The organism is Rahnella sp. AA (genome assembly GCF_002834385.1).
In the GTDB taxonomy this organism is placed as follows: Bacteria; Pseudomonadota; Gammaproteobacteria; order Enterobacterales; family Enterobacteriaceae; genus Rahnella.
On record NZ_PITQ01000010.1, the window covers coordinates 81,551 to 107,028 of the forward strand.

Annotated in this window: 18 protein-coding genes and 1 pseudogene; all 19 read right to left on the reverse strand. The window is 49.3% G+C overall.

Features of this window, described 5'->3' with window-relative positions; translation table 11 throughout:
* Positions 1-837: Imm72 family immunity protein (locus CWS43_RS21065; RefSeq protein WP_101079072.1), on the reverse strand; the 837-nt coding region annotated here is incomplete at its 3' end.
* Positions 834-1,949, reverse strand: a complete 1,116-nt coding sequence (locus tag CWS43_RS21070; RefSeq protein ID WP_101079074.1) for an Imm72 family immunity protein — start codon at positions 1,947-1,949, stop codon at positions 834-836. The genes CWS43_RS21065 and CWS43_RS21070, both read right to left, overlap by 4 nt.
* Positions 1,946-3,364, reverse strand: coding sequence for a hypothetical protein (locus CWS43_RS21075; protein ID WP_232777130.1), 1,419 nt, complete (start codon positions 3,362-3,364; stop codon positions 1,946-1,948). Before CWS43_RS21075 ends, CWS43_RS21070 begins: the two co-directional genes overlap by 4 nt.
* Before the next feature lie 481 nt (positions 3,365-3,845).
* A pseudogene (locus tag CWS43_RS21080) lies at positions 3,846-4,812 on the reverse strand (DUF2345 domain-containing protein); the annotation flags it as partial.
* 67 nt (positions 4,813-4,879) lie between these two features.
* Entirely contained in the window at positions 4,880-6,082 is a 1,203-nt protein-coding gene (locus CWS43_RS21085) for a type VI immunity family protein (RefSeq protein ID WP_101079077.1), read from the reverse strand.
* An 18-nt stretch (positions 6,083-6,100) separates the two neighbouring features.
* Positions 6,101-7,417 carry a hypothetical protein gene (locus CWS43_RS21090; protein ID WP_101079079.1) on the reverse strand — a complete coding sequence of 439 codons (1,317 nt, stop codon included), beginning with the start codon at positions 7,415-7,417 and terminating at the stop codon, positions 6,101-6,103.
* Between the two features lie 12 nt (positions 7,418-7,429).
* Complete coding sequence (locus CWS43_RS21095; RefSeq protein ID WP_101079081.1) at positions 7,430-9,973, reverse strand: type VI secretion system Vgr family protein; 2,544 nt, start codon at positions 9,971-9,973, stop codon at positions 7,430-7,432.
* A 12-nt stretch (positions 9,974-9,985) separates the two neighbouring features.
* Positions 9,986-10,528 (reverse strand): type VI secretion system lipoprotein TssJ, encoded by a 543-nt coding sequence (gene tssJ, locus CWS43_RS21100; RefSeq protein ID WP_101079083.1) that lies wholly within the window; start codon positions 10,526-10,528, stop codon positions 9,986-9,988.
* 63 nt (positions 10,529-10,591) lie between these two features.
* On the reverse strand, positions 10,592-11,674 hold the full coding sequence (tssG, locus tag CWS43_RS21105; RefSeq protein WP_101079085.1) for a type VI secretion system baseplate subunit TssG: 1,083 nt from the start codon (positions 11,672-11,674) through the stop codon (positions 10,592-10,594).
* The gene (gene tssF, locus CWS43_RS21110) at positions 11,638-13,407 is read right to left on the reverse strand and encodes a type VI secretion system baseplate subunit TssF (protein WP_101079087.1); all 1,770 of its coding nucleotides are present in this window, start codon (positions 13,405-13,407) and stop codon (positions 11,638-11,640) included. Before tssF ends, tssG begins: the two co-directional genes overlap by 37 nt.
* A gap of 96 nt (positions 13,408-13,503) precedes the next feature.
* The gene (locus tag CWS43_RS21115; RefSeq protein ID WP_101079089.1) at positions 13,504-16,932 is read right to left on the reverse strand and encodes an ImcF-related family protein; all 3,429 of its coding nucleotides are present in this window, start codon (positions 16,930-16,932) and stop codon (positions 13,504-13,506) included.
* Positions 16,929-18,140, reverse strand: coding sequence for a hypothetical protein (locus CWS43_RS21120; protein ID WP_101079091.1), 1,212 nt, complete (start codon positions 18,138-18,140; stop codon positions 16,929-16,931). The genes CWS43_RS21115 and CWS43_RS21120 overlap by 4 nt, the downstream gene beginning before the upstream one ends.
* A 2-nt stretch (positions 18,141-18,142) precedes the next feature.
* A complete protein-coding gene (locus tag CWS43_RS21125) occupies positions 18,143-18,406 on the reverse strand; it encodes a PAAR domain-containing protein (RefSeq protein WP_101079093.1) in 264 nt (87 codons plus the stop codon).
* A gap of 177 nt (positions 18,407-18,583) precedes the next feature.
* Positions 18,584-19,873, reverse strand: coding sequence for a lysozyme inhibitor LprI family protein (locus CWS43_RS21130; protein WP_101079094.1), 1,290 nt, complete (start codon positions 19,871-19,873; stop codon positions 18,584-18,586).
* A 240-nt stretch (positions 19,874-20,113) separates the two neighbouring features.
* Positions 20,114-20,539 carry a hypothetical protein gene (locus tag CWS43_RS21135; RefSeq protein WP_101079095.1) on the reverse strand — a complete coding sequence of 142 codons (426 nt, stop codon included), beginning with the start codon at positions 20,537-20,539 and terminating at the stop codon, positions 20,114-20,116.
* Positions 20,540-20,557: 18 nt separating this feature from the next.
* The gene (locus CWS43_RS21140) at positions 20,558-21,115 is read right to left on the reverse strand and encodes a hypothetical protein (protein ID WP_157825425.1); all 558 of its coding nucleotides are present in this window, start codon (positions 21,113-21,115) and stop codon (positions 20,558-20,560) included.
* Between the two features lie 120 nt (positions 21,116-21,235).
* On the reverse strand, positions 21,236-22,081 hold the full coding sequence (locus tag CWS43_RS21145; RefSeq protein WP_101079097.1) for a hypothetical protein: 846 nt from the start codon (positions 22,079-22,081) through the stop codon (positions 21,236-21,238).
* Entirely contained in the window at positions 22,078-25,014 is a 2,937-nt protein-coding gene (locus CWS43_RS21150; RefSeq protein ID WP_157825426.1) for an N-acetylglucosaminidase, read from the reverse strand. Before CWS43_RS21150 ends, CWS43_RS21145 begins: the two co-directional genes overlap by 4 nt.
* 18 nt (positions 25,015-25,032) lie before the next feature.
* Entirely contained in the window at positions 25,033-25,476 is a 444-nt protein-coding gene (locus CWS43_RS21155; RefSeq protein WP_101079099.1) for a DUF3828 domain-containing protein, read from the reverse strand.
* Positions 25,477-25,478 lie beyond the last annotated feature (2 nt).

The window sequence follows — 25,478 nt, forward strand, 5'->3', positions numbered from 1 at the left end:
GAGGAAATACTCAGATTCATCGGGGATAATGCCGTCGCAATAGCGGGTATCTTCCCAGACCAGCCGCCAGTGCACGTCTCTGTAGCCAAAGCCGGCCTCCAGCAGGTCATCAAGATAGGTCTGAAGCGGGGCATTCATACCACGAATAAAGTAATTAAATGCCCCCTGGTTTTTAAACCCGCGAATATCCGTCTTAATGACCAGCAGTTTATGGTTGTATTCAATTTTCACCGGCTCCCAGATGCCGTCACAAGGCACAGGTTCACCCGTCTTAATAATAATGTCGCTTCGCTCATGGACGGGGGGGAGGTCTTTGGGGAAAACAGGGTAAGGTAATGTTTTAAAAATATAAGAATAATTTTCAGGTTTAAGTAAATACTCTGCATCAAAAAAATTACAGACTTTATTTTGCGGTGGGTAAAGTAAATTATCTCCCCAGTACTCCGCTGCAATCCGTAATTTATTGAGCTTCTCTATTTCAGGAGGATATTTCTCCCTTTGTACTCCACGTTCATGGCAGGGTAAATAAAAATAAGAATCAACCAAATCTATAGGCTGTGCAAGTTGATGGAACTCGCCTGTTATACGTTGCCAGACCTGACGATTCCCGGCAGCGAGTTCAGGTAACCCTTCATCGTAGTATCGAAGGGCTTCATAAATCTTGATTATAGCTCGAGGGTAGAAACCTTCGGTTATATCTTCCGGCCAGGTTTTCAGCGCATGTTCATATTCCTGAGCAAAATAAGCCCACGCATCACGCTTGCGTTTCCACAAGGTGTAACTGCTTAACCGCTGTAATAACCAGAACAATTTGCGCCGGACTAAATCGTCTGTCATGCATCACCATCTTTAGACGAAATAAACTCACTACCACCGTCATCACGACTCAGGAGACTCCAGATCGCCGGGACCAAAATCTCTGATTTCCAGTGTTCTCGCTGATACTGAGCAGCTTGTGGCATCAATGCGCCGACCGGTACCTGAACAAACTGTTGTTGCCCGCCTGCCAGTGTTCCCCAGCGCCCTGTATGGGGACAGCGTTCTCCGCTCTGGCAGGTGATACGCTTGCCCGGCTCATCATCAAGGAAATACTCAGATTCATCGGGGATAATGCCGTCGCAATAGCGGGTATCTTCCCAGACCAGCCGCCAGTGCACGTCTCTGTAGCCAAAGCCGGCCTCCAGCAGGTCATCAAGATAGGTCTGAAGCGGGGCATTCATACCACGAATAAAGTAATTAAATGCCCCCTGGTTTTTAAACCCGCGAATATCCGTCTTAATGACCAGCAGTTTATGGTTGTATTCAATTTTCACCGGTTCCCAGATACCGTCACAAGGCACAGGTTCACCCGTCTTAATAATAATGTCGCTTCGCTCAGGGACGGGAGGGAGGTTTTTGGGGAATATCGGATAAGGAAATATAGTTAGATTATAATTATAATGCGTTGGGTTCAGTAAGTAATCAGCATCAAAAAAATTACAAACATTATCAGAAGGTGGATAAAGTAGATTATCCCCCCAGACTCCAGCTGCGATACGTAACTTATTAATTTTTTCAATCTCTGGTGGATAAGGTTCTCGTTGTCCGCCACGTTCATCATGGCAAGGATAATAAAAATAAATCTCTATCAGACTGACTGGTCGAAAAAGCTGCTGGAAAGGTCCCGTCTGACGTTGCCACACCTGTCGGTTACCCATTGCTAATTCCGGTAATCCTTCCTCATACAAACGCAGGGCATCATAGGCCCAAATGATCGCCTCGGGATCGAATCCATTCGTTATTTCTTCCGGCCAGGTTTTCAGCGCATGTTCATATTCCTGAGCAAAATACGCCCATGCATCACGTTTGCGCTTCCACAATGTGTAGCTGCTTAACCGCTGTAATAACCAGAACAATTTACGGCGTACTAAATCGTCGGTCATCGGATATTTTGTTTTTTCAAGGATCATTGCCCGGTCTCCATTGCTGTCTGGTTTTCTATGCGCACAGCGTTAATGATGGCCCTGTCCACTTTTTTGCTGCGAAGTTCGTCATCATGCAGCGTACGGGTAGTGGTGGCGTAAGGAGGTTCGATACCATCAGGTTTGCTGTAGCCGTGAACGCCTTCAACATCCTTCCACCCAGTCGGGTAAAATTCAGCCTTTACGCCATTCAATTCAACCTTCGCAGTCTGCCCTGACGCTTTTACTTCATCACCGATGCGGTTCAGTTCTTTAAAAAAATCACCTTCAAGTTTAATTATCACTTGCTCACCACCACCCTCCAGATACTGAGTATCTATCTTATTTCCAAACTGCTCGGCAATGGTTCCATGCCAGGCATTGGTTCCGGGCATCCTTGCTGCCAGATCTTCGGGTAAATGCAGCACGACCAGAAAACCGTTGCCATTCCATTCATCCAGTACGGCTGAGAGGTCTCGCCATTCTTTTGCATTTCCCGGAATATCTTGGTAACCCCAAAATCCCCCTGCGGCATTAGAACCGCGAGGATCAATAGCTAACTCAGTCTTGTTACCGAAGGCGCGAAAAATTGTTTTTCCGGCCATATCATCGGCACTTTTTGCAGTGACTTTTCCGCTAAATGAAGCAATGTCAGGAAAGACTAATTTATCGCCAAATGCCGGGCTCTGTTTGGTGTAGGCAAGCATATTCGGATACCCCTGTTTTGAATATTTCCTTCTCAGGGTTGCTTCTAATCTCTGTTCTGCATGATTACTCGGAAAACGCGTTCCCTGTTTTGCCGCGACGCGAATATCACGCTCCAGCAAATACGCCTCTGCTTCCCGTTTGACGACAGCGCGGCCTGATGCGGTGGCGACGGTATGGATTTCCCCCTGATACACCATCCCCTGAAGCACCCGCAGTTTTGCATCCAGCTCTTTGAGCGCTTGCGGGATCATTCTTGCTGCCAGCGACTTCAGCTCCACAAATCCATCACGCACGGCAATCAGGTCATTCTTCCATTTATCCGGGAGCATGCGCCCGATGCGGGCACTTAGGATCTGGTTAATCGCTGTGATAAGGGTCTGGCAAAAGTCAGACATTTTTTCAATAATCTGAGGCTGATATTGGGTCACATCCAACTTAGCCAGCCATTTAACGGCATTACCCTCACCAAAACGGTTCAGGAACTTGATAGTTTGCTCAAGTATTTCTCGGTTTTTTTCAGCTCCTTTACCCACCTGTAATGCCAGCCGTCCGGCGCCTTTTATAAGGCCACCGATCACCGGGATCAGCGCAAAAAGCAGGACGACCAGAAATACCCACTCCATGGTGCTTTCGCGCTTTTTGGGATCTTTTATCAGGCCGATGGAAACGGCGATCAAATCCCGCACCGCTGTCACATCACCCACCAGCGGGATCATACCAATTGCCGCGTCCACGAGGATCTGGCTGATGGCTTGCTTCTCGTTAAAGGAGCCCTGAAGCGTGCCCCAAATCCATTGCCCCGTTTCCAGACTGGTTTCCTTAAACCAGGCATACCCTGACGAACTCATTTCCCACCTCCGCTGTGTTTGGTTATCAGGGCATCAATATCAGAACTACTCAGGGATGGACCGATAAACTGCTGATTATCCGTCTTGTCTTTTCGCTGATACTCGCGGGTATCAGGCCCAAACTCTACCTGCATCCCACCGGCAGGAATATCGGTCAGATGAAGATAACCACTGCCGTCCAATGTGCCGGTTCGCGTTGAGCCATCAGAGAGTGTCGCCGTGAACAGTGCTCCGACGAAGGGGGCATTGTCATGGTACAGATATTGGACCAGCACCTCCGTTGAGGGGACGGCTGTCGCGAGCATTTTCATGGCGTTGAGCTCTACAGGAGATGCGACCCAGGGCATTTCAGTATTCAGGGGGTTTGCCACCGTCAGCACCGAATGCCCGGTGCGGCAGAAGTAATCATGTTCGGTGCCGTACTCGATTTTGCCGTCCTGCAGAATGAGATAACTACCGCCGCCAACCAGCGTGATGCGTTTTTTCGCCGCAAACAGGATGTCACCGTCCACCGCCGTGATGCTCACTTTCCTGCCCGCCGCCAGCGCCATGGTGTTGTTTTGCGCCTGCACTTCAACTTTGCCCTGACTGGCCTTCAGGCTCATTTCACCCTTCAGCGCGAACATCCCCATTTCCTGCCCGGTGTTGAGGGTCAGGTTTTTAATCACGCCGAGGTCGGCATTCTGACCGGCGTTCAGTATCAGGTTTTTGGTGGCCGCCAGCTGGAGATGCTCACCGCTGGTCAGCGCCATACCTTCCGGGGCGCTGGCGAGCACCACCTGATTAATCGGCTTCAGGCGCTCGCTGAACATCGCGATTTGCGCCGCGATATCGGCCTCCAGCGCACTGACTTCGGCGGCGGCCTGGCTCAGCGCTTTTACCTGCTGTTGCAGGCATTCGATTTCACGCAGCGCGGCGCTGTTGTCCATGACCTGACCCTGCGCTTTGGGCTGGGCGTCGGCGCTGATGAAAATGCCTTTACCGCCGCGCACTGCGCCGTGTTCGTCGGTGCGCAGCTCGACGCCCTGGCCGCGCGGCTTATTCTGCGCATCCACCAGATGCCCGGCGTTAAGCTGGGTTTTGCCGTATTCGGTGGCGAGCTTGACGTGCTCTTCGCCGCGCTGGTCCTCCATCCGCAGCTTGTTATTCGACGGCGTACGCAGGACGTTGCGGGTGTGGTTGCGTTCGGTCACGTGGTCGGTGTGGTCGGAGTCGTGCAGGGCACCGGCGATGTATGGCCGGTCCGGGTTTCCGGCCTCAAAGGCGATGGCGACTTCGGTGCCGTCGGGCAGCGGGCTGTGCCAGCCGTAGGTGTCCTTTTTCTCCGTACTTTCAACACACGCCGGCACGGGGTTGATATAGAAGGTGAAAATGCCTTGCGCACTATGAGTTTATAAAAACGCTGCCCTTGTCATCCCGCTCGAGCAATGACCAAAGTGTACGGTGCAGCTTGCCTTCTTTATCTTCATAGTCCGGCAGTTTCTGGCCCTGTTTCAGGTGAACATAGCGCAGGCTGCCGTCGATAAAGGTTCCCCACCTGCCGGTGTGCGGGCTGATTTCACCGCTGAAGGCGGTGATGCGTTTAGGATCCGTATTTAGTTCTTGAACAGGGGCTGGTTGAATTTCAGGTAGTTCAATATCAAAACGTTTAAGCCAGTTAGCAGTTGATCTCTCATCAAAGCGAATTTCTCCAGCGTTAGAACCGAAGCCAAAAGAGTCAAGCTTTGGTGCTCTGATGGGTTTCAATATATTATTTATTTTTACATACAGTGGCGGATATGGAACTTTTTTATCCCATCCTAACTCAGGGGTTTCCCCCGCACGAATAATTAATCCGCGTTTGTAATCAATAATTTTAAATTGTTTTTCTTTTAACAAGTTACTGAAGTTAGTACCGCCAACTTTGTCTGCCAATTCATTACATATAATTGTGTACCAATTAATTGACTTTATACCTGCCCGGTACTCCTTATCCGTATAGGGATTTGTCATATCGATACCATTGAACATCTTAGCTATTTCATACTCATGATGCTGAAATTTTTCATGCTCGTAAATTTGTTGGATTCCCAACCCTGCTAATCCATGCATTGGTTTTAATATTCGGCAAAAATCAACTATTAATTTTTCAAATTTAGCTTTTCCTTCGCCTTTAATTTCTGTAACAGGTAAGTATATCCTAAAATATGTGACACGATGATGGACGTGTTCATACCAACCAGCCGGAGAATAAACCTCAACTTGATAATCGCTTACATAGTCCATGTCCTCGCTCGATCTCCAGCATGCCTCGAGCGCACCATCCTCAAGCGATAAAATGCGTTCCTTTCTCGAGAGCCTATCGGCAATAAAAAATTTTTTTTGACTATTCACATCACCAATATAACCACAGACCAGTTTTTTACCGAATTCATTTATATACAACTCGAAGGCATCAGCGATTGCTAGCCTTTTTTCATGCTCCCACGCTTTATCAAGGTGAAAAAACGCCACCAATCCTACTTGCAAGACATTATACTGGTCATTTGTTTCATGCCCGTATGTAAACTCCCAACTCGCTTCATCAAATTCTTCAAAAAAACTCATGGTTCAATTCCTTCTAATTTAGTCGTCCCAGAAAATATAAGATTGGCTGGTTTTTGTTGGGTTCAGTAAAAAATCTTTTGTGTAGCGCTGCTGCGGGTTTAGCCGCTCCTGTTCTTTGGCCGCCAGTTTTGTTACTGCTACCGTCCCGGATGTGGCAACTGCAATTTTAGTCGCTTTTTGAGTAATGTTAGTAAACTTAATGACATTGGATGCACTAGATAGGGTGACTTCTACTGAGGTCGTTCCGGCTGCAGCTGTGGCCGCTACTGAAGCCATCGCTGCAGCTGCGACGGCCACAAAAGGGGCGGCGAGAGACATTTCGATTTGTGCTCGCGAGCGTTCAAGCCGTTGTATTTCGGCTGGTGACATTGGTGCTTCCAGGCGTGGTCCAGCATTATCTATTGGCTTAGGTGGCGTGAAGCGCCTTCTTACCTCATTTAATTCCTCATCGATTGCACCAATAAGGTGTTGGTATTCGCCTGCTTCTGAGCGTGTCTTATTTTCATTGCGTCGTTTTTGCTCACCCAACGCGACAGGGACATACATGGGTTCTTTTTTCGCGTCCTGCAGCCATTCCCTTTTCCTGCGGTCGTCAATCTGGCAAACGTTACTTTCGAGTAAGTGAAATTTTGAACGACTTCCGGCAATATCTATATATGCGTCTCGCTGTTCTCCGGACAATGTATCTTTAGTTTCGTTGAATTTTATCTCAATGACATCATCGATATTTTCTTGCTGAAACTCTATTTTGCCGCTCAGCATTATATTCTTTATTTTTACTACATCGGGGATCCTGAATAATCCTTTTTGTATTTTAAACATAGCCTCAAACCCGTCAGCGGTTTCTTTTAGCGCTCCCGGCGTTTCTCTCATGTCTGGCGAAAGAATTGATTCAAGCTCATTTAAATTTAATAATGCCTTGAGCACACTAACGCGAATATCGGCAGCGCTCATGCCATAGGTCAGATATGTAAATCTTGTTTTGATGGCTTCATATTGTGCAAGCGGAAAGTAAGACGGTCGGTTTGGTTCTTTCTTGCTCATTATGGGTTGTGGCGGACTGGAGGTCATATCGTAACCGCATTCACCTATATAAGGATGATGATAATCAAACCAACTATTCTCCTTTCGTATCATCCATGTCACCGTGCGCTGAAGCAACCTGGCTCCATCAGCATCTCGAGTAATGGGGTTTAGCAATGCATAGTTGATTTTCTGGCAGAGGTACCACAGGTCTAGCGGGTTCGTTACGGGTAAAACGGAACCTGATGCATCAGGCTTCGTTGTTGTTTTTCCTGCCCCTGTCTCATTGGTTGTCCCTTTCTTTTTACCCATTTTATAGGTCCCTTATTCTTCAGTGGGTTTATCGAAATCCAGCTTTAGCGGGGTGGCGTCATCCCAGTAACTTGCATTTAATATCATTCGGTTAAACAGTTCCGGGTGTGGATTCACTTCGATGTTTTTGCTTTCGGGGGTGTGGGCATATTGGGTATATCCATTTTTGTCTGTAACCCCTTCAAACTCCCGACCATCAATACTGAGGGTATATGGGAGTCCTGCTAATGGTTCGCCGGTTTTCTGATCCTGAAGAATAAAATATTCACTATAGCCTTCCACAAAAGGCATATTCGGCATTTTCAGCGGCTTTGCCTCCGGCACGGTCAGCACCGAATGCCCGGTGCGGCAGAAGTAATCATGTTCGGTGCCGTACTCGATTTTGCCGTCCTGCAGGATGAGGTAACTGCCGCCGCCAATCAGCGTGATGCGCTTTTTCGCCGCAAACAGAATGTCGCCGTCCACCGCCGTGATGCTCACTTTCCTGCCCGCCGCCAGCGCCATGGTGTTGTTTTGCGCCTGCACTTCAACCTTGCCCTGACTGGCCTTCAGGCTCATTTCACCCTTCAGCGCGAACATCCCCATTTCCTGCCCGGTGTTGAGGGTCAGGTTTTTAATCACCCCAAAATCGGCATTCTGACCGGCGTTCAGTATCAGGTTTTTGGTGGCCGCCAGCTGGAGATGCTCACCGCTGGTCAGCGCCATGCCTTCCGGGGCGCTGGCGAGCACCACCTGATTAATCGGCTTCAGGCGCCCGCTGAACATCGCGATTTGCGCCGCGATATCGGCCTCCAGCGCACTGACTTCGGCGGCCGCCTGGCTCAGCGCTTTGACCTGCTGTTGCAGGCATTCGATTTCACGCAGCGCGGCGCTGTTGTCCATGACCTGACCCTGCGCTTTGGGCTGGGCGTCGGCGCTGATGAAAATGCCTTTACCGCCGCGCACCGCGCCGTGTTCGTCGGTGCGCAGCTCGACGCCCTGGCCGCGTTGTTTATTCTGCGCATCCACCAGATGCCCGGCGTTAAGCTGGGTTTTGCCGTATTCGGTGGCGAGTTTGACGTGCTCTTCGCCGCGCCGGTCTTCCATCCGCAGCTTGTTATTCGAAGGCGTCCGCAGGACGTTGCGGGTGTGGTTGCGTTCGGTCACGTGGTCGGTGTGGTCCGAGTCGTGCAGGGCGCCGGCGATGTAAGGGCGGTCCGGGTTTCCGGCCTCAAAGGCGATGGCGACTTCGGTGCCGTCCAGCAGCGGGCTGTGCCAGCCGTAGCCGTCACCGGCGTAAGGCCGGGCGAGGCGCAGCAGCAGGTACGCATAGCCGTTGCCCGATGCATCACGGTCAGCGTCAAGCCTGACGCGATACCGCCCCTGATTGTCGAGCCAGGCGTAAGTGTCCTTTTTCTCCGTGCTTTCCACCCGCGCCGGTACGGTGCCGCGGATAACCGGACGCTCAGGCGGGACGGAGCGGAAACAGACATTTTCGCTGTAGGCCATGCCCCACAGGTTAAGGCGAAAGTGTTCGCTGCGGGCGCCTTTGGTGACAATCCGGGTGATGAGAATGCCGTCCTTCAGGTCGCTGAACGGGTAGTTCTGCGGCTCGAGCACCTGCCCCGGCGCCAGGGCGAGGCCGGTGGTGCGGGCAAAGATGCGGCTCTGTTTGTTGAGCAGGCGCTCGTGGCGGATGCGGGCGTAAAACGCGCCGGTTTCGGCGGCGGCGTCGGTATCGTCCCCGACCTCGCGGTACGACTGCGCGTAGTGATATCCCTCACCGGTCACCGGTGCCAGGCTTCTGACCTGCGCGGCGGTATCGAGCGGGGCGGTGGCGTCGCGGTAGTTGTAATCACGTTTGCTGATACGCCCGGTTACGGCCTGCCAGTGGACTTTCATGCCCCAGACACTTTCCGCCTGACCGTCGCTCATGCCGGAAGGCTCACAATAAGGCAGCGTGACGCCAAACTGATACTGCTCCGGCCCGTCGCCGAACACGACGGTTTCGGATTCGAGGCGGGTATCGGTTTCAAAACGCCACCAGATACCCACTTCGGCCAGAATACGCCGGATAAACTGCAGGTCATTTTCCCCCCACTGGGTGATGAGTTCGCGCTCCGGGTAGGCCTGACGGAGGCGAAATTCAAAATCCTGCCCTTCGAGATCGTGGGCGCGCAGGAGTTGTTCGACCACTTCGGGTACCGACTGGTTCTGATAAATGGCGGTGCGCGTGGTGTTTTCCAGCAGTCTCAGGCGGGGCACCAGCTCAAAGCGGTAATGCGTCTCGTCAGCAGAGGTGGAAAGGCGCTGAAAATCACGCACCACGCCGTAAACGGTGCGGCCCGGTTGTGCGGATGTCTGCATGCTGAAGCAGGCAAATTTGCGTAAGACCTGCGCGGGGTCGATATCCGGCTCCGGGCTGGTCGCCTCTATCACATAAGAATAGGGCTCGCTGAGCTGCTCTTCGCCGCGAAAGTTGAGAACGTCGAGTTCAAAGGGGCTTTTCCAGATATTGAGGGAATAACGGGACAAACTCCCGGAGGCCGGGAGGAGAGAACTCAGAATATCAACCACAGAAACCTCCCTTTAATCTTTGACGGGCAACAAAACCATCTTGTCGTTATTCAGCTCCAGCGTGCGGGGCTTATCCGGATCGAGTTCGTCACGTTTCAGGACTACCCGCCAGGTGTCATGCAGTCTGTCGGGGTGGCGGAAGAGCGCCACCACAGCAACAAACTGTGCATCGGCCTCCATCGGCATATCGAGCGATACATCGCCACCTGGCATGACTAAAACTTCCTTTGATGCCAGCGCATCGGGTTTTAAGACGGTGTCAGCCTGAAGCAGCAGTTTTTCATAATCCGCGCCGTCAAAGGCTTTGCGATCTTTGAGCTGGTAAACCCGTACCATCGTGGCGAGAGATGACTGATCACCCACGTCGGTATTCACGGCGGAGCGTGGAGTGAAATCGAGATGTAATATCTTAATTTGTTTATAAAAAATGGCCTTAGTCACGCCTTTAGTTCCGTCGACCACGGTCTGGGTCAGACCACAACCGCTGAGCAGGGTGACAAGCAGCCATACGCCGCTGCGCAGCCAACGGGCGTGCGTGGAGTTTCTTTGTGCCATCAGGGCATCCTTCTCTTACTTTGCATAAAACAGCGCATCCGTGCGGGGCAGGGATGGCAAGATTTAACGAAAACGGTATTCGCCCGATGTCGCCGGGGAAAGAGGTTCATCCCGGATACCTTCATAGAGGCCAAGGCTGACCGTCATACTCTGGGGCAGTGAACTGCGTTTGCTTTCCTGCAGCCCCAGCACACCGGTACGCCCGAGTTGTATGCGGCGAGTCCCGCCAAGCCGGGGTTCAGGCAGCAGACGGGTTGGGACGGTGAGTTGCAACCGCGCGTTGCACCGGTATCCCAGGTATACCCGCATCAGGACGAGCAGGTCGGTGTGCAGATGGCCGCCGGGCAACCAGCCTTCCGCCTCCTGCGCATTGTCGGTAAACAGGGTGACCAGCACGCGGCTGTTGCCATCTTTACCTTTGCGTCCCAACACGCTGCGCTGAGCCAGAGCGATCTTGTTTTCACCGGAAAGTCCGCTGCGTGTGCGGATCTCTACCGACACCGGGTCATGGCCCTGAATATGCGCCTGTGTCTGAGGTGCGAGCAGATTCACCAGGGCACGGATCCCTTCTGCCGTGCGAGTCGGCAAACGCATGGTGCTCAACAGGGCCAAAAAGCGGGAGACCGGCGTGGCAATATGTTTCTCAGTTCCGGGTATGCCCAGCCCAATCAGCCCAAGCAGACACTGAGACGTTTCATCCGTCCCGCCTGCCTGAAATGTTGCCGGGTAGGCATATTTACGCCAGATACGGTAAAACTGGGTCATCAGCCGGTGGTTGAAGATATCCAGAAAATGCTCAACCCCTTCGTGCCCCTCGCGCCGCTGGGCAATATCGTCGAGATAGCCTGTGGGTAGCGGTGAGTCAACGCCGTACAGCCCCATAAAGGTCGTACGAACGGTGGGCGGAGCATCAGGATGGTCTTTATCGGCATCAATAGATTTAATTTCGCTGACCGGAAATCCCATGCCGGGATGGGGGCGAAAGCGCACCGGATCAGTGCCCGGATGGCTGGTTGTCCCTAACAACGGCGCGTTTTTGTCAGCTTGTTCCAGTAGCTGGCAAAACCGGTAGAAATTCAGATAGGGTGCCTGCGAACTCAGGGCGTCGATCAGCCCGGTACGTGTTGACTGTGATTCTCGTTCCATCTCAGGCGTTTTCCTGTCGGTTGTAACACCAGCGTCAGCTGATTAAAAAGGTGGATATCGGCGTACAAGCCAAAGAAGCGGTGCAGCATCTCACCGAATAAATTCACGTCACCTTCACCGGCAAAGTTGTCGGTATTCAGGGTGATTTCGATATCGACGCCACGCAGCATGAACCCCTTTTCAAAACGTTGGATAAGGCGGTGTTTTACCGCGACGATGGCTTCCAGACGGCGACAATTCATTTCGTCATCCGTCCAGTCATACAACGCCAGCGTGCCACGCAGCACTTCCGGGTCATCCATCATGCTGAGGAAACTGGAACCCAGATGGCTCATCACCCGCCAGTGGAAACGGTCGTTGGCAGGGGGATAAACCGGCATCGTCGGGGTGGTCAGGTTACGCACCTGCACCGGCACTTTCCCGGCTTTAACCACACGGTTAAGTAGGGTGCTTTCCAGTGCTTTACGCGGGAGCTGGCCGTTGGTGCCGGTGATACGCAGCGACAGAGCCTCGCGTACATCCCCCAGTTGCTCGGCCTCAAATGATTTACCGCCAAGGATCAGCCAGGTGTCATGCAGGCCGGACGGCCCCCGTTTCACCCTTGAGTGGAAATAGCGCTCCGGCGCGTCGTGCCGCATCATGCCGCCACGATGGCGAAAACTGGTAAACGGCACGTAGTCATGCCTGCCGTTTTTTACCGAACCATGGACCTGATCGACGCTGTAGATTTCCACATGCCCGTCCTGCAGACGCAGCGGCCGCAGCAGGTATTCGTTAGCCAGCGGATCAATCTGAAGCGGATCGGCTTCCAGTGAAAACAGGTTAATCACCGGTACACAGTGCAGCCGGAACGTGTCGGTATCAAACGGCAGGTCGTACGGCCACAATTCGCTCAGGACGATATCGAGTTCAAACCAGGTCGTGCCCGGTGCGAGGTGAACATTTTGCAGGCCGTTGAGCTCAACAAACATGAATTTAGGCCGGAAGGTAAAGTATTCCAGCAGCAGCTGATAACCGCTGAAGGCCGAGGTGCCTTTTGGCCATAGCTGCTCATTTTCTTCAAAGCCCATCGGTTTGAACCAGCCATCGATGGCGCGTCTGTCTTGCCCCAACTCTGGCTGGCGAACGTACATGGCCTGCACGTTGCGCGTGAGAGCCAGATGCAGCGCACTGCTCACCGGACCATCTGCGTCGAGATACACAGACACGCGGCTTAAATCAACTTTGCGCCAGTCCGCCAGCGGGCCGCAGTCAAAACGCAGGCGTATCGTTGAGCGCCCGTCCGTTTCGGTATGCAGCTTCGCGTGTGACAAATTGAGTGGCTGCAACGGCATGTCCCGGGTGACCTGATACTGGCAACAGGTGTGCTTCGGGCCGACAGGTTGGGACAGCACGGAGAAGCCCTGAGGAATGGACTCGGCCTGTTTAAGTTGCTGGTAATCGGGCTTGAGCTCAACGATCGCCAGCGAAGGAATGGTGCGCATATAGTGCGGCCAAAGCAGGCTGACCAGCCCTTCAGTCAGCTCCGGCAAGTCATCATCCAGCTTTTCCCGCAAACGGCCCATCAGAAACGCAAAGCCTTCGAACAGGCGTTCTACGTAAGGGTCACGTGCGCCGGACTTGTCCAGATTAAGCATGGCGGCGCGGTCAGGGTGGGCGTGAGCAAATTCACGTCCGGCCTCGCGCAGGTAGCGCATCTCTGCTTCGTAATAACGCAGGGTCAAATCATCCATATACAGATTCCTGACTGAAAAATTCAGTGGTGTTGTCAATCGAAAGCAGTGGCAGGATTGCACACGCGTTCAGCCGCGGGTGCAAAAACGAAGTCTTTATTCACCAGAGCCGGAGGGGGTTCCGGCGGGGATGTCTTCACTGTCTGACATATCGTGGGTATTGGCTGCGCCGGGGTCAGCCGCAAGGGCCGCTGAGACCGGTACGTCATCTAAAAAGACTTTCTTCGGCAATGAGAAATTGCGTAACGCCAGCAGTGCCAGCGGGCCGTTGCCCAGTTCAGTGCGCAGAATATATTTGAGCGGAAGCCCGTCAGGCGTTTTCCAGACCAGCTGATAGCGGCTGCTGTCGAGCTGTGTGACCTGTGCTTTTTCCAGTAAGCGGATCAGCCCCCAGTTACCTGTCTGGTCTGCGAACAGTTGCATACCGGAGCTGATGCTGCGCCAGCTGAGATGGGTACCCGGATAATAGGATTTGCCAGGCCAGGTAAAGCTTTGCCAGCTTTCCATCTGGTTGAAGTAATCCAGATCCTGCCCGTCTATGGTGAGCTGGGTGCGCACCACGTCTTTCGATGGTCGCGCCATCAGTTCAAAGCGTAAGCCCGCATCACCCTGGGCAAAGATGATGTCTGACAATTGCCCTAACTGGTTGATAGCATCCAGGAATGCCGGGTTAAAGGTCAGGCCCTGACTGGTGATGGCGTCCGGAACCCAGCGGTTACCTTCCTGATGTAAAATCCCGCTCATCTGTGTTTTCAGAAATTGCGAGATGCGTCCGGAATCCGCACGAAGATATTGTGCAACGACCGGTAAGGACGCGTCGCTGCCTGTCGTGGCAAACGGATAGCGCCCGGCGAATGAGATATCCCACTGGTCTACAACGGTACTTTGCCACTGTGCATTCAGACTACCGGCCGCAGGTTGCAGCACCTGACGCCAGGCCAGTTCCAGCGGTTGTACGAACATCGCCTTACCAAATCCGTTCCATTCCTGTCCGAGGCTGGCGGCAACCAGACTTCCGTAATCACGGGTATCGGTGAGATCGACGGCTTTGCCCTGAAACACGGTCTGCGCCAGCATCTGCGTCATTGCCTGCGGATCCGGTGCCGTGGTGACCTGTTGAAGTTTCAGACGAACCTGCGTCACACGGGTTAAGTAGGCCTGGAAGCTGAGGTTGCTGTTGCCAGCGCCGCCGTTTTTCCCATCCATGATCGCCAGCAGCGGGCCGAACGAGGCATCCAGCGGACCTTGCGGGCCACCCGCCTGTTCGATCACCGGTTGCTGTTTTTTGCCTACCAGTTTTTTGGCTGAATTAACCAGTGTATCGGCCAGGGCTTCACCTTTTTGCCCCGTTTTCCCCTGCCAGGCGAGGGTATTCATCAGCGCGACCATCGGTGAGCGACGGACGTCAGACATCAGCGTAAGTTGAGAAATCGCTTCAGACAACGAGCCGGGCTCCTGCCAGTGCAGGCTGTTGATCATGTTCAGCCACGCATTGCCAAAATCAGTGAAATAACGCTCGGTAAGACGTTCTTTCAGCGCTTCGGGTGATATGTCGTCAGCGGCAGGCTGGGATTTGCTGGTGAGCACCCAGTCAATTTCATTGCGACGGGTCGCGACCACCTGATCAATCGCATCCTGAACCTGTTCTTCCCACGCCTGACGGGTGAACATTCCCGGTACAATTTCTTCGGTATCAAACAACGATGAAGCATCGGTATCGCCGACCATTTCGGTCAGCGTCATATCCGGATAATTATTGGCGACTTTCTTCAGCATGTCCTGATACAGGGCGGCTTCGGCATTGCGCTGGCCAATCTGCTTGAGCAGAATTTGCCGTACTGAAGTCACCAGCGTTTTGTTCTGCGTGGTTTTCCACTCCGGATGTGCTGGCAGATTCTGTACCCAGAAGGCGGTGAGTTTTGGCCCGACATTTTGCCACTGACCGTTCGGAACCCCTTCGCGCTGCGGCCAGGCTGTCATTAATGTCTGACTCAGGAAAGTGGCGTCTGCCTTATCAGGGCGGGACATCATCAGGTAGGCTTTAAGCTCTGCGTATGTCTGTTGCGTTAAAGCGTCGCGCTGCGGGCTGCCCGGCGGCAGCTGGACAAACTCCGTCAGTCTCTGACTGAGTTTAGCCTGTGCGGGATCGCGCACTAACATCTCGCTGTTTCGCTGGTACAACGGCCAAAGTGCTGCCAGCTGTGTGGCATTTTGATTGAGACCAAAGCGCGTATACCACGGCGAACCCGACGTCTCACGGAACTGTAATTTTGCAATTTCCTGTTGCAGTGCCAGCTGATGCGTCAGACGGTCCGCCAGAGGTTGCTGCGTATCTGCCGCCATCGCAGCTTTTTCCTGAGACCCGGCGATCTGCTGCTGATTAATGCATAAAGAGAGCAGGGTGCCTGCACCCCAAAGGGCAATCAGAGAAAGAAGCGAAATTTGCAGGATCCTTTCCCATGGCCAGCCCACGCGTTTGCCGGTTGTGCGACGACAATCCTCCAAAACACCTTGCCACACCGGCACCGGTACCCAGTTATGCGCCGTTCCTGCTTCTGTTGTGACTGGCAGGCTGAACATCAGGCCACGCAGCATCAGTGCAGAAGGGCCCTGCGTAACGGCGGTCAGCAATCTTTTTAGCCCCGCACGCCATTCTTTGCGCAGTTTATCGGTGAGACGCAATAGGAAGTCGTAACGGGTATCCACTGCCAGTTGCGCCATTCCCTGCTGACGTAAATCAGGGATTAATGCATCGAGTGCGCTGAGTACGGCATCTGCTGTTACCTTTCCCGGCGTCAGGCAACCGACGGTTCCGGTCTCGCGACCCGCCTGCGACCATTCGCTGCTGCCGAGCACCCAGAAGTAAACCGGTGCCTGCCAGCCGAGCAGCGCGTCTCTTTTTTGGCGCTGGCGCAGGATTTCATCCAGCGATGCTGTGCCCGGTAAGTTTTCACCGTCAAGGACATGGACAATACCGTCCAGCGGGCGGCGTGAACGTAACTGACGGACGGCCTGCACCCGTTCAGCGTCCGCGGGAACGTCAGGTAAACCGCCCCACAGCAGCACGGTACCGTCACCTTCCTGCCAGTGCTGCCCGGTCAGGCCGGGTGCAACCTGCTCGACCAGCCCCGTGTCGCCCGTCACCCAGAGGATCCGCACTTTTCTGTGCCAGAACCGGCCGTAGCGAAACCGAAGTTGTTCATCCAGCCCGGGGAAAGGCGAAGAGGGCGCAGTGGCGACATCAGAAGCGGTGCCAGCCCCTGCCTGCTGATTTTTTTGTTTATGCCATTGCACGCGAACACCGGCTTTGCCGACGCGGTCGAAAAGACGTTCGACCAGCCAGAACAGTGCGCCCAGTCCGGCGACGAGGCTCAGGCAAAGTGTCCAGATGCCGGAAGGCGACAGCGGACCGATGCCGAACGTGGAGGCCACCCATTGCGGATAGAAGGTGAGGGCACCTGCCACAATGAGGACGATAAAAATCAACAGCAAGAAAGTACTGCCCAGCAGGGATCTGATTGTCACAGTGATGAGTCCTGAATGTCCTTAACGTCTGAGGCCGGTGCAGAAACGCATCCAACCCAAATTTCGTCCGTGGCGGTTTGCACCGCAACAGCCTGTGTGATGCCATCTTCGCGGCACTGTGTGGCCGCCGTGATGTAGGCGAGCCATGGCGCAGCAACGCCAGTAAACCCTGTGATGTTATCGATGAAGCCGCATTGCTTTTGAATATTCAGCGCAAGCGCGTTGGTTTCACAGGCGGTACTCCACCCGCTGTCTGTCAGCAGGTTCCCGCCGGTAAGCCAGGCCTGTGTGACAGATGCCGGAGCTGCTTTCGCCCACAACAGCGCGCGGGACATCGTTTTGCTGAGCATGCCAGCGCTGCCGCGTTCCGGCCGGTGAATATGTACCGCCTGCGGATCGGCTGGCGACGGGCAGTTGGTCAGCAACATGGCAGCGGCAGCTTCGCCACTGTTATTGGTGGGTGAAGCATTGATCTGGGTACTCACTATCAGCAGAGCCGACGGAATGCCCCAGGTCATGTCTGTCCAGCTGTCTAAAGCAGCAAGCCCGCTGCCATTTATCTGCCGCAGCGGACGGGAAAACACGCCACGAAACTCCTGTGCCGCAGCCGCGTTTACCGCAGGGTTGCTGTCGACATGGATATCGAGCAGGACGTAACACGGCATTTCAGCGGGAAGGGCGTCGAGCAGGCTGTTCATCCGCACGCTAAGAACCGAACGGCATTCCAGCAATAGCTCGGGCACCGTACTGTGCTCATTTCCCAGGCGCGTATGCCGAACGGTAGCGCCCCCGGTTCGTGGAACAGAGGAAGACATCAGCGGGGTGTTTTTCAACACGGCGCTGACCAGCGCGCCGGTATTTTTCCCCAGCGTGGTTAACGATGCGCACCCGTGTAGCCAGAGGTGGCGCTGACCCCGCAACGTTTCATCTTCAAGAAGCTGATTACGTTCCTCATTCCACGACGCCGCCCAGATCTGGTCACATTTATAGCTGATGCGCCGCAGGCTGAAGAGGACGCCCCATACGGCGGTAGGAACGACGGCGGCAGTGAACCAGAACGCCATGCCGGTGTGTTCGTTTTTCCAGAACCAGAGCGTGGCGACCGCGCCCGTCAGCAGAAGAAACGCCCAGAAAATAAGCCAGCGACGAACGCGGGGCCGGACCACTTTGGGGGCAATAGCGGGAATAATATCGAGATTGACGGGCATTTTTATCCTACCTGCGCCGCAGGAAGAGAACTTATCAGCGTACATCCGCAGGCGCATTTATGGCCGTGAAAGGCCACAGGAATACCGTTGTCGAGATAATTAGGATTGCCTTCAATAATAGTTGTCGGCCCATGGCCGGGTATCGGGCATGACACCTTATCGCCTTTACGGGCAACGGGAATATTCGCAAACGTCATCGTGCCGGAACCAGCCAAAACCATTCCACCATGAGTGGTTTTATCGCCAACGCGAACAACAGGAAACATGGGCAAATCCTTTTACAGAGCGGGGTGAAATTATTGTGGAGGAGCATGGTATCAGCCGTGTTGAAGTCACATTTAGATTGTGGGTTTTTTCACCATATTTATACGTTTGCTTGAACTCAAAAGGAATCAGGAAATATTAAGGTTCTTAATAAAAATATAACGAACATACTAATTAGTTTAATTTTTAGCTATAAAATAACCATCTAGTCGATTTGATTCATTATCAATAGATGAGTAATTTTCATGGCTTGAAATAACATAGGGGTGGCTGCTGTAATTGACATAGAAGGGTTTTATAAGCCCTTCAACAGGCAAAATACGCTCAGTTATTTTTTTCTCAATGTTACTTTTCCATATGCATGCAAGGCCGCCATCATTATCAAAATAAAATGTATTTTCCTCACCCCAGGTAAAATTTCTATTGTATCCATATTCACGGTCGTTATTGTCTGTTTGGGGCATGAAAACATTAACACCAAGGTCTGGGTTATTCTCTGGAAAAAAATAAATTCCTTCATCAGAATTTTCGTAAGATAGATAAGGCGTTGCGATGCGCCATTTTTTATCCGGCGATACGCTATTACCGATACAACTATGCCTCCCGCAATGACCTACCCATTTGGCTTCTGTCCGGGATGCTTCATCCAAAACTTCTGTTTTTATAGGTTGCGATATAAAACCATTTATTATATTAACTTTAAAGAATTCTGTACTATCATCTAAATAATCCACACCTGGAGCCATGGAATAAGTGAATGAAGTTGGGTCTTGACTTATCAATGATATGTCTTTTGCATTTTTTAATCCTCTATTATAATCATGTGTAGTGAAAACACTTGCTTTATCATTTCGATACATAATGATTTTAATACTGTTTTGTGTCGTTACAGCAAAAAACAAAACAAGATCACCGTTAACCACTTTATATGTCATAATCTGCCAGGCGCGAGGATCGTCACTACCGCTTGATAGGTTTAATTCATGAGAAACTTCACTTCTTGAAAACAACTTCCTTACTTTCCAAGGATTATCCTTAATAACAAAACCATTTTTATTAACGATATTCTCGTCTAATGGAGGATCTATTTCATTCTTAAATATTTGTTCGACAGAAAGGAAGCCCAATGTAGAATCCAGTTGTTGCTTTCTATTTCTGTATGATAGTTCTATACAGTTCGCATCACCACCACAAAGATTTCTTTCACGCAACCATTTCACTTGATCTCGTTTTAATGTACCTTGGCTGATACTACTCGCGGATTTAGCTGAATACATTTCATTAATTAGACTATCAGTCCTACTGAGGTAAGAAGTATCGCAAATCTTTTTTTCAGTTTCATTCAAGCTAGAATTAGTACAATCAAAACCAGCTGCTACAACTGTATGCAATGGAAGTCCGCCTAATAAAAATGCCAGGAGGTATTGCTTTTTTATGATACGTCCATTAGGAGTAAGTATTTTTTTCATTTTAGTTACCAATAAAGTTATTGAATTAATGGTGAAAAATTGCTGTTGTGTTATTTTGTCGGCATTAAAGTGCCTATACTTCCGATGTCATTGACAGAATCACCAATTTTTATATCAAATTGATCTTATAGCTATTCACATAAAATAATAGCACTATCCGATTATGTTAAGAAAACCTTATCCCATCGTCATTTTTTTAAAAAAAAACGCTAACTATTGGGGGCGCAATTTTAATTTTTCTTAATTTTCCGTAATTTTCTCTATTTGCTCCCAACCGCCATCTCCCCATGGGAATAATTTACTTTTAATAAGCCAGTGTCCATTTTCTTTTTTCATTATAAATTGTGGCGAAGGGGTATAACATACCTTTTTCGGATTTGCATTTCTATCCCACATGAATTCTAGCTGTCCTGAATCCTGAGTGATTTTATAAACACCATCACAAGTAAAAAAAGCATGCCAAGAAGAGTTTTTTAATGCTCCACCCCCATTCCCATCGATATTGAATAACCAAGTGATCGACTCTCTGGATCCATCGTTCAGTGTTTCACCTTTTTGTGTAATAACAAAGCGTCCTTTTACTGGTTTTTCAGTAGAAGCCATTAGTTGTGTTGAAGATAAAACAACAGAAATAATAAGAAAACGGAAGAATTTCAAGCTCAACATTTTTAACCTCTTGATCAACTAGTAATCATAAATAGCTTTAGGGCACGTTGGTTTGACTTCGTACCCAAGGGGATAATATAAATGCCCATCAACTTTATTTCCTACAGAGTAGATATGCACACCTTCTTGGCTATTACACATGGAAAAATAATAGTTCATGCCTTTCACTAAAACTGTTACGTTATTTTCACTCCTACTGATTACAGGTGAAAATGACTTAGAATCATGCTCTGAAAAAATAATGGATATCTTTGGAACTGTTTCTTTTATCTTATTATTTTTGATGGGAATATAAAGATTAACATCTTGCCCTCCAGATTCATCACTTACTGCTGTTGTTTTCTCCCGCCATGCTAACTCATTGCCATTTATTTTCACGCAACACTTTAATTTACCATTAAAATTATATTCCATAAATATAATATCTGTATCCATGATTTTTCTTGGTGTGTATAAAAAATAACCATAATCACTGGATGGAACCACAATGCCTGTGTTAATTTTGACAACTGGGTCTTTAGCAAAGCATATAATTGATGTAAAAAATAATGCACTAACCGCTAGTATTCTGAACATGCTTACCTCATTAATTCTAACGACCATCGTCTGACCAGTGCGGTGGATCACTGATTAGTTTATGGACCCCATAAGCTCACTAATTATATTTAATAAAGTGATTTTATATTTTCAGGATTTTTAATTATCTGTAATGAAGGACATTTCGATTGAGGTTATTTTTTCTTTGTTTAAATTAAAAACTAAAGACATCTCGGAAAATAAATATCCAATTTTGTTGCTGTTTTCTTTATCTGGTAGTAAATTGTATGCACTGCGGATGTCATTGGCAGAATCACCAACTTTTATATTGCGAATGGTTTTATAATTTGGCGTTTTTAAGGTGATGGAGGAAATTATATTACTATCATCCATGGTCCACAGTCTTTTATCATAACCAACGTTAGATTCTATGATTGAAAAGTTCGTGTATTCATGTGCGTAAAACTTATCCAGACCACCAACGTTATTTGGAAAATCACCTATGAAACTTGATGATATTTCGTTTTCTTTGACGCCCAAAATTTCATAGTTACTTCCCAATCCGAACCAATTGCTATCGTTCATTACAATAAAATCTGTAATGAATAGTCGTTTTTTATTTCTTACTGCTTTTTCAGGGGAGAAAGCATCTATGTCATCGCTGTTTACCCAACCAAAAACATATTGTCCTTTAATTGTTGGATAGCTTACATAAGTATATGTGAGGAATTTTTTATATGCATATAGCAAATCACCATTCACAACAAAAATGTCATTAATTTTACACAGTTCATTTGGTGCGTTATAGAACATCACTCTATTTTTATTTGCAAATACGTAAGTATCCCTCGGTATATCTGTTTGGCCGTTTATCGTAGTCACTTTGGCAGTATTTTGTAGTTTCTGACATGAATCACTCTCAGCCAGAGCACTATTGATTGTGAATATAGTAACCAAATATAATATAGATATGGCGTTCTTTCTAAATGAGAATTTAATTTTCATTTTTTATATACCGGGATATCCAAAGGTAAAGTAACTTCAGGGAATAGATCACACTCGCGCTTAAGTGATTTACTTTGAGCTAAGGCCCAATTAGCTGCTGTGGCATATTGATGTGTGCCAGGATTCTCAGGATTCCATCTCATTTTGTACAATGTATTTTGTTTCGCAAGTATATAATGACTTGCTATCCATGATGCACCTCCATCTATTGCTTTTTCTGGCGTAGTCCAACCCATCTTCTTAGCCATATTCGAACCAGTAACAACTGCTTTTCCGTCTAACGCGCCAATTCCATACATATTATATACTTTTACACCATCTACTATAATACCTGTACCGAGTGGGCTTTTCCCATTTCCTGTTTCAAGCGATGCATGAACAGCTAGATAAATAGCATTCACACCGTATTTTTGAGCCGCATTTAAAAATGTTGCCTCATGTCCGGATAAGATATTTTTGTTTGAAAGATAGGCTCTCATTTGTTCCTCAGTAACACTTACTGGCATAGAGATATCAAGATATTGGAAAATATCAGGTTCTTCCAGATGTATCTCAGGATCAAAGTAAGGACGGATTTCTTCCTTGCTTATCCGAGGGAACCCTCCGCCTTTTTGCATGGTAGGCCCACCATTGTTACCGAGCTTCAATTGAGTATCTAAAGCATCATCGAGAGTGATGTTATAGTTTGAGTATTTATATGAAAAACGTCCCTTCGAACTCATCATATTCAAAAACACTATCGGATGCATATGCCACAACGACGGTCCCAAAGCCACTTTGCTTTTGTCCAAATCCTGTATCCAGCCCAGTTTTTTAATCGCTGTCTCATTGTAGGCTTTCCATTCAGGCTGATCTTTTGCCAGATTCTTAAGGAAGGTTTGCCACAAGGAATCTGCCGGCTTGAAATACCATTCACTGGGGTGTTTTGCGATGATTCTAAAGAGCGAATCACGCATGTGTGGATTGTGTATCGCCTGGCGGTATTCTTCCGGAGAATAGCTTTCAGGTTTAGCGCTCAGCATATCAATCAGACGTTTGTAGTTTGTTTGCATCAACGCATAGTCAATACGCATATCCTGCTGTGAATCGTGATGCAATATATCCAGTATTTTTTTTATCAGACTTTCTGGCGGAATTTTACCTTCAAGTTTATCAAAGCTTTGAGGCGAATCATCGGTCAACGTAAAGCCCAGATCGCCCAGGTCATATCGCGATAACAACTTCACACTGCTTTTTGCCAGCCACGCCGTTTCCGGATAGATTTGATAATACGTTTCGGCCGGATTGGTGCCATCAACAGGCCCACTAGCCGGTTTAATCTTCGATAATGTGGCAATGCCAGTTGAGCGGGTTACCTGTGTTTCTTTAACAAATTTACCGGTAGAGAGATCTTTATTATAACGAAGCAATCCCGGTGAATATTTCAGGTACAAAGGTTTATCCCGCTCGACTTTATCCGGGTTGGTCAGGAATGTCGGTAAGTTTTCGTCCACACTCAAACATTCAATATGTGCCTGATAGCGGGGGATATAGCCCATGCTGACCGGGTTTTGATAATAACCCAAATGTCCTACAGGATCTTTGGCATTAATACGTAATGGATTCGGACAGACAACCTTGTCGTATTCAAGCGTTTCCTTTGATGGTGGCAGGAAATGCGCCCACCATGCTGGTGGGATAACGACAGATTCCGTTGTTTTTAAATTATCTCTGTCCGCCAGAACCCATACCAATTCGCCTTTACTGAACAGTTTTTTTTCGGGTGTTTGTCCATGAGCTTTGACAATCACATCCTGGTCAAGAGTGACATTGCCATAAATGCGGCCCTTATCCGTTTGAGTTTTGTAACCCTCATCATTCTCATCCCAACGAACTTTAGTACCCTTTGGTAATGTGCCTTTACGTACTGTACGGTCCGCATCTTCATAGGCGGATAAGCCGTTTTTTTCGTTGATTTTCCAGCTTGTTTCTCCTTTTTTGCCCTGATAAGCCGACCATGGGGCAAGGTGCATGTACAGCGTGTAAAATGTCAGACTACTTTTCTTGTCTTCACCCGGCTGGAGATAATGGCGTATCAGCACGAAAGAGCCTGAATAGCTGAGTTCACCGGAGGGCCACGGCGCGTGAAGATAATCCTTACAAATACGGTAAGCGACGACTTCGCCATCTGCCATGCATCGCAGGGATTGTCCTCCTTTATAGGGCGTTGGGAAGTCAGTAGATTCCGAGGCTCCGTTTCCGCTCAGAGCACACCATGGCGTAGTGACAGAACTGATATGAATACCGCCGTGCCACATCCCATTCCGGCCAACCAGATATAACCCCGCGGGTTCCTTTTCTATATGAGACAGTATCTCTTCACTGTTGCCAAACTCGTCGCCCTTGGCATTTTTGGTGATGGGGTAACAGATATGAAGATCTTTATTGTCGGTCTTGTTTTCTGCGGGAGGTGGGGCATCCTGGGCATCACCGTAACGATACAAGACAAAACTTATGCTATTTGTGCGATAAATTGCAGCTGGATAGAATCCTTTCGGCTGAACAAAGTCGGACACCCATTGCGTACCATCAAACATTGCCATATGGCCGTCCGGATGATTCGGCGCACTTTGGACAACAACGACATCTCCGGCCTGCTGCCCTGTGATTGAGTAAACTCCAGCAATATGAGCTGACATTGCTCCATCGACAGCGTGGAAGCCATTTTCAATTAGGCAAGGACCATAATCTTTTGCAGAATTTATACCAGAATTCTTTAAGGGTAATGCTCCACCTTCAGCGGATGATATCGCTATTTTTACATAATGTGCGCATTGTGATTTACCATACTTTAGTTTTTGATCAAGTCCTTGTTTAAATCTTGATAAATTATTAGCTGAGATTATGGACGCATTAGTATGTAATACTTCAATCGCTTTAGGAATATTGAACATGTTCATCCCGATGTAACATTAATTACAATAACCAGACCGCCTGCTAATGAATTTAACAGAATTTAATTTCCAGATTCTTTGCTCTTTTATCAAGCCTACATCATACGAAGAAAAGCTTTTTTCAAAACCCAGGGTCAATATTATATGGGAAGTGTCGCTTTTGGTTTTTGTATTTGACACCGCAATATTGGTTGCCCACTCAGGGCAAAATTCCTGAGCGTGAGTGAAGTAGTCTGAACCGGAATTATCCATGTTAATTTCTTTTTGCAGATGACGAGTAGTATATTTTGCAATCGCTATATCGGATTGTTTTAAACTTTCTGTCACATTGAGTTGAGAGGAAGTTAAGTAATCATGATAAAAAGAGATAGCCGCTTCTTCTGGAGATTGTGACTGGTTTGGCGACGAAGCCACACTAGTTGTAAAAGCAAACAACCCACAGCATATTAATTTATTAAGCATTT